Here is a 5604-nt window from a genome sequence, read left to right on the forward strand (position 1 = left end):
GCCCCTGCCCCTGCCCCTGCCGTACGACCGCCGGAGCCGCCGAGCCCGGCTACGTTCAGGGAAGGCGGTTGGACAGGACCAGGGTCGCGGCCGAGGCGAACATGCCGCCGTTGCCCAGCACCACGCTCAGCTCCACCCCGGGCACCTGGGCCGCCGCCTCGCCGCGCAGCTGCCGTACCGACTCCTGGATGGCGAACATGCCGTACATCCCGGTGTGCGTGTAGGACAGCCCGCCGCCGTTGGTGTTCAGGGGGAGGCGCCCGCCCGGCGAGGTGTGGCCCTCGGCGATGAACGCGCCCGCCTCTCCCCTGCCGACGAACCCCAGGTCCTCCAGACCGTAGATCGGCACGTGCGCGAAGGCGTCGTACACCATGAGGTGGTCCACGTCCTCGTGCCCGATCTTGGCCTCGGCGAAGGCCGACTCCCCCGACACCCGGAACGCCTTGGACGTGGTGAAGTCCTCCATCTGGGAGATGATCGGCGACTCCGCCGACTCGCCCGACCCCAGCAGGTAGACCGGTGATCGGCGGGCCAGCTCCTCCGACGTGACGATGAGCGCGCCGCCTCCGTCCGTCACCAGGCAGCACTCCAGGAGGTGGAACGGATAGGCCACCATCTTGGAGCCGAGCACGTCGTCGACCGTGATCAGGTCCTGGTACATGGCCCTCGGGTTCAGGTTCGCCCAGCGGCGTTGCGCGACCGCCACCTCCGCCAGTTGCTCGTGCGTGAGCCCGGTTTCCTTCATGTAGCGCAGGGCCGTGATCGTGAACGACGTGGGCGGCCCCACGACCCCGTACGGCAGCTCGAACTGCCCGAGCAGCGAGTCGGACCCCATTCCGTAGCGGGGCGCGCCGACGCGCGACCTGCCCGACTCGCCGTGGGTGATCAGCACCGTACGGCACATGCCGGCGCGGATGGCGGCGGCGGCGTGCCGTACGTGGAAGAGGAACGACGATCCGCCCACGCCCGTGCCGTCGAGCCAGGTCGGCGTGATCCCCAGCGCGTGGGCGATCTGGATCGGGCCGGGCGTGCCGACGGTCGCGATGCCGTCGATGTCGTGCTTCGTCATGCCCGCGTCGGCCAGCGCGTTCCTGGCGGCCTCCAGGTGGAGCTGCATGGTCGAATGGTCCGGGAGGCGGCCCACCTCGTCCGTCTCCGCGGCGCCTGCGATCACGATGGTCATGCGGCGCCTCCGACCGGCTCGAAGAGCGGCACGTGGACGTCCCCGCGCTGCTCGAACACCACCTGCAGCTCCATGTCCAGCGTCAGGTTCTCGGGGGTGTTCTCGACGCCCACGATGTTCGTCATCATGCGCACGCCCTCCTCCAGCTCCACAACCGCGATCGCATACGGCCCCTCCTCCTCGAAACCGGGCGCGGGGCGGTGGTTGATCACGTACGAGTAGAGGGTCGCGCGGCCGCTCGCGCGTACCCATTCGATCTGGTCACCGCCGCAGTGCGGGCAACTTGGGCGCGGGTAGAAGTAGTGCCGCGCGCACGTCTGGCAACGCTGAATCCTGAGCTCTCCCGCCGCTGCGCCGTCCCAGAACGGCCGGGTCTCGGGCGTGGGCCTCGGTGTCGGCTTCATCGGCCTCCCCAATCTAGTTCTAGAATTCCACTCTAGATCTATGTTCGGCACCAAGGGAAGAGCCCATCACACCCACAGGCCATCACCCCCCGCAGCAAAGTCCCACCGGGCACGAATCCGTCCAGCACGGAATCCGTCCAGCACGAGATCCGTCCAGCACGAGATCCGTCCAGAACGGGGATCGCGCCGAGCGCAGGGCTCCGACCCGACACGGGTCCATTCCAGCCTGGGGTCCCATGCCGCACTGGGTCCACCCGGCCGGGGTCCTATTCCAGCCAGGGGTCCCATTCCGAACTGGGGTCCACCCGACACGGGCCCCATTCCAGCCTGGGGTCCACCCGACCCGAAGTCCCATCGGCTCAGGGGTTCCACCCAGCACAGGAAGCTTCACCCAGCCCGGAGCACGGCCCCTCAGGAGTCAAGGCTGCCCGGGAGCCCCCAGACGCGCCCCCGACGCCTGCTATCGCCGCAAGCCCGACGCCTCGGCGCGAATGCCGGAGTCTTCCAACCGCAACGGACTTGCCCCGGCACCCGAACTCGCGGCGCGGCCACAAACTCCAGCACCGCCCCGACCCTGGACGCGGACACAGACCCACAGCACAGACCCGCAGCAAGTCCCCACGGACCCAAGCCCCACGGACCCAGCCCTACGACCCCAGCCTCACGGGCGCGGGCCCCTGCACGGACCCCAGCATGAACACGGGACTCAAAAGGGACCGGGAGACGGTCAGACGCCGGGGACGGCGAGAGGTTGGGGCGGTGGTGAGGGGCTGCGGATCATCAGGGGCTGGGGATGCCGTTGCCGTTTCGGCCGCGGCCGGCCAGGACCTCCTCCAGCGTCGGTCGCGGCTCATCCGGGGAGCGCACTCCCGGCTGGGCGAGCTGGATCAGCACCCCATGCGCCTCCTTCGGATGCAGGAACACCTCCCGCCAGCGCACATCCCCCCGATTGAGCCCATGCAGGCGATAACCACGCCCGGTGAGCACGGCGACGGCCGCGTCCAGATCCCCGACGTGGAAGTTGAGGTGGTGCACACCACCCCTCCCCCGCGTGAGCTCAAAGAAGCTGTCGAAGAACGACGAGCCGGCCAGCGGCTCCATGACCTCGACCTTTCCGCCGTTCGCGTAGGTCAGCTGCAACGTGCGATAGCCGGCGACCCGGTTGTCGCCACCGCCGCCCAGATGCCGGCCGCCGAGCAGGTCACGATAGATCGGCAGCAGGTCCCTGATCCGGGGCGCGGCCACGGCCGTGTGGTCGAAGGACACGTCGAGGCCGTCGAGTTCCAGGTCCAACGCACGACTCCTTACTCCGAGCGAATCCTAGAATTTGATTCTAGCGCGCGACTCCGCGCGCACTCTTGACGTCAGGCGATGTGAGGAGCAGCATCTCAGAAATAGATTCTAGAGCTTACTTCTAGAACTATGACGGGGGGTCCAGCCGACCAGAAAGGCTACCCATGGGGCTGTCCTACGTCCGTGAGCTCAACGAGTACCCGACCGGCGCACGACGGATGAAGATCCTCGCAATGGCCGTCCTGGCCATCCTCATCGGCTCCTACGAGGGGCAGATCGCACCAGTCGTGCCGCTGCTCCTCAAAGATCTAGACATGACCCTGGCCACGTACGGCGCCGTGTCGGGCACCGCGGCGGTGGCCGGAGCGATCGCCTCCATCCTGGGCGGCAGACTCACCGACCGAGTCGGCCGGGTGCGGCTGCTCATCCCGCTCATGGCGCTGACGGCCGTGTGCTGTTTCGCGATGACGCTGGTGCACAGCCCGCGCGACCTGCTGATCGCCAGGATCGTGCTGGCCTTCGTGGACGGCGTGGCCATGGCCAGCACCGCGCCGCTCATCCGTGACTTCTCCCCGAGGCTGGGACGTGCTCAGGCGTTCGGCTTCTGGACCTGGGGCCCCGTCGGCGCGAACTTCCTCGCCGCCGCCGTCGCAGGCTGGACCCTGCCGATCTTCAACGATTCGTGGCGCTCGCAGTTCGTCATCATGGGCTGCTTCTCGCTGGTCATCTCGGTGGTCATCGCGTTCAACATCGCGGACCTGTCACCCGAGCTGCGGGCCAGGATCCAGCACACCGAACGCGCTGCGACCCAGGTCGTCGATCTCGGTCAGCCGCCGCGGATTCGCTCGCTCTTCGCCAGGCGGAACATCTGGGCCCACGTCATCGGCATCTCGCTGTGGCTCGTGCTCTACATCACGCTGTCGCTCTTCGGGCAGACGATGCTGGTCGGGGCGCTCGGAATCTCCAGTGCTCAAGCTTCTACGATCATGGCGGCGTTCTGGAGTCTCAATCTGATCACGCTGATCGTAACAGGGCGCCTGTCCGACCGCTTGCAGCTGCGCAAGCCGTTCTCGCTGGGCGGAACCATCGCCGCCGTCCTCGTCACCGCCTACCTCGCCATCTCCCTCGGGCAGGAAGGCGTGTCCACCGGGACGCTGATGGTGGTGGGCGCGCTGCTCGGCGGCTCGCTCGGTGTCGCGTACGCGCCCTGGATGGCCAACTACTCCGAGGACGCCGAGGACGCCGACCCGCGGCTGCAGGGGACTGCCTGGGGGTTGTTCGGATTCCTCAGCAAGGCCATCGCCGTCATCGGGCTGCTCGTCATCCCGCATGTGGTCGAGGCGACGAACTGGCAGACGTGGCTGTTCGTGGCGCTGGGCTGCCTCGTCCTGTTCATCCCCGCGATCCTGCTGTTCAACGGGCCGTGGCGGCGTACCGTCTCCGCTCCTGCCCCGGTCGCCGTCGGCAGGGCCGAAGGGTGAGCAAGCTGTCCGCCGTCGCCGACTCCGACCTGCGGGGCATCGCGGACCTCGACATCGACGACGTGCTCGCCTACGTGCACCGCGACCTCAAGCGCCTGCCCGACTACACCGAGCTCTACAAGCGCTACCTGCGCCAGCGATGGGACGTCTACGAGCTGGACTTCGCGCAGGACGTGGTGGACTGGCGGGAGCGCATGTCCCAGGAGGAACGGGACGCCTTCGTCGGGATCTCCGCCGGCTTCCACCACGGGGAGCGGCAGGTGGAGGTGGAGCTGCCGGTGTTCATGCTGGGCGGCTCCGAAGAGTCCAAGATCTACATGTCCAGCCAGATCGAGGACGAGGCGCGGCACACCGTGTTCTTCGACCGCTTCTACCGCGAAGTGGTCGGCATGCCCGGCGACTCGGTGCAGGAGGTGCTGGACGCGTCGTTCGAGCACGTCTCCGAGACGTTCGTGGGGCCGTTCGGGCTGCTCGCCTACCAGGCCGATGAGCTGCGCAAGGACCCGGAGGACCCGGCCGCCCGGGTGCGGTACGGCACGACGTACTTCCTGTGGATCGAGGGCGTGCTCGCGCTGTCCGTCATGAAGATCACGCTGACCTACTGCAGGGAACGAGGGTTCCTGCCTGGCTACTACACCGGCTTCACCGCCACGTGCCGCGACGAGGCCAGGCATGTCCAGTTCGGGATGCGGTTCCTGCGCGATTCCGTGCAGGAGGATCCGCGGCTGCTGCTCCAGATCCACGAGACGCTCCGTACGATCCTCGCCGTCAACGGCGCCACCAGCCGCCGGCTCGCCCTCGAATCGCTGGGCTGGTCGCCGGAGGAGGTCAGGCGGCTCATGATCCGCCAGCTCCACATGAAGCTGGTGGACGTGGGCATCGCACTCCCGCCGGACATCCAGGACATGGTCTCTCGCATCGAACCAGAGCTCGCCGGAGGGTGACGTATGCGCTTCTTCACCCAGGAATGGGCCGAAGCCGCCCGCTCTGCCGTGGACGCGGGGCCTCCACAGGAGGGCAAGCTTCCCGCGTACTGGCAGTGGATCGATCGCGCCCGCGCCGGCTACACCGCCTCCTGGGCGTTGGGGGTGCGGGAGACGGGCTCGTATCTGATCCTGACCTGGAAGGACGGCAAGTGCGCTGAGGCGGAGATCGCTGATGGGCCGGTGGAGGCCGACTACGTGCTGGCCGCCGGGGAGGCGACGTGGGAGAAGCTGCGGGAGGGCTGTCTCTTATACACAGC

At 68.1% G+C, this 5604-nt stretch carries 6 protein-coding genes; 3 read left to right on the plus strand and 3 right to left on the minus strand.

The window, feature by feature from the left end; genetic code table 11:
- Positions 1–55: 55 nt before the first annotated feature.
- The 3 genes from ETD85_RS59660 to ETD85_RS59670 form a co-directional block, all read right to left on the minus strand.
- Positions 56–1183: a thiolase C-terminal domain-containing protein gene (locus ETD85_RS59660; protein ID WP_138698658.1), complete on the minus strand. Its 1128-nt coding sequence runs from the start codon at positions 1181–1183 to the stop codon at positions 56–58.
- On the minus strand, positions 1180–1587 hold the full coding sequence (locus ETD85_RS59665) for a Zn-ribbon domain-containing OB-fold protein (protein WP_138698659.1): 408 nt from the start codon (positions 1585–1587) through the stop codon (positions 1180–1182). Before ETD85_RS59665 ends, ETD85_RS59660 begins: the two co-directional genes overlap by 4 nt.
- 780 nt (positions 1588–2367) lie before the next feature.
- A complete protein-coding gene (locus ETD85_RS59670) occupies positions 2368–2880 on the minus strand; it encodes a VOC family protein (protein ID WP_138698660.1) in 513 nt (170 codons plus the stop codon).
- A gap of 164 nt (positions 2881–3044) precedes the next feature.
- Here ETD85_RS59670 and ETD85_RS59675 point away from each other — a divergent pair, with 164 nt between their 5' ends.
- The 3 genes from ETD85_RS59675 to ETD85_RS59685 form a co-directional block, all read left to right on the plus strand.
- A complete protein-coding gene (locus tag ETD85_RS59675) occupies positions 3045–4361 on the plus strand; it encodes an MFS transporter (RefSeq protein ID WP_138698661.1) in 1317 nt (438 codons plus the stop codon).
- The gene (locus ETD85_RS59680) at positions 4358–5305 is read left to right on the plus strand and encodes a ribonucleotide-diphosphate reductase subunit beta (RefSeq protein WP_206059589.1); all 948 of its coding nucleotides are present in this window, start codon (positions 4358–4360) and stop codon (positions 5303–5305) included. Before ETD85_RS59675 ends, ETD85_RS59680 begins: the two co-directional genes overlap by 4 nt.
- A gap of 3 nt (positions 5306–5308) precedes the next feature.
- On the plus strand, positions 5309–5604 hold a 296-nt coding region (locus ETD85_RS59685; RefSeq protein ID WP_138698662.1), incomplete at its 3' end, for a hypothetical protein.

Source organism: Nonomuraea zeae, from assembly GCF_005889725.1.
GTDB lineage: Bacteria > Actinomycetota > Actinomycetes > Streptosporangiales > Streptosporangiaceae > Nonomuraea > Nonomuraea zeae.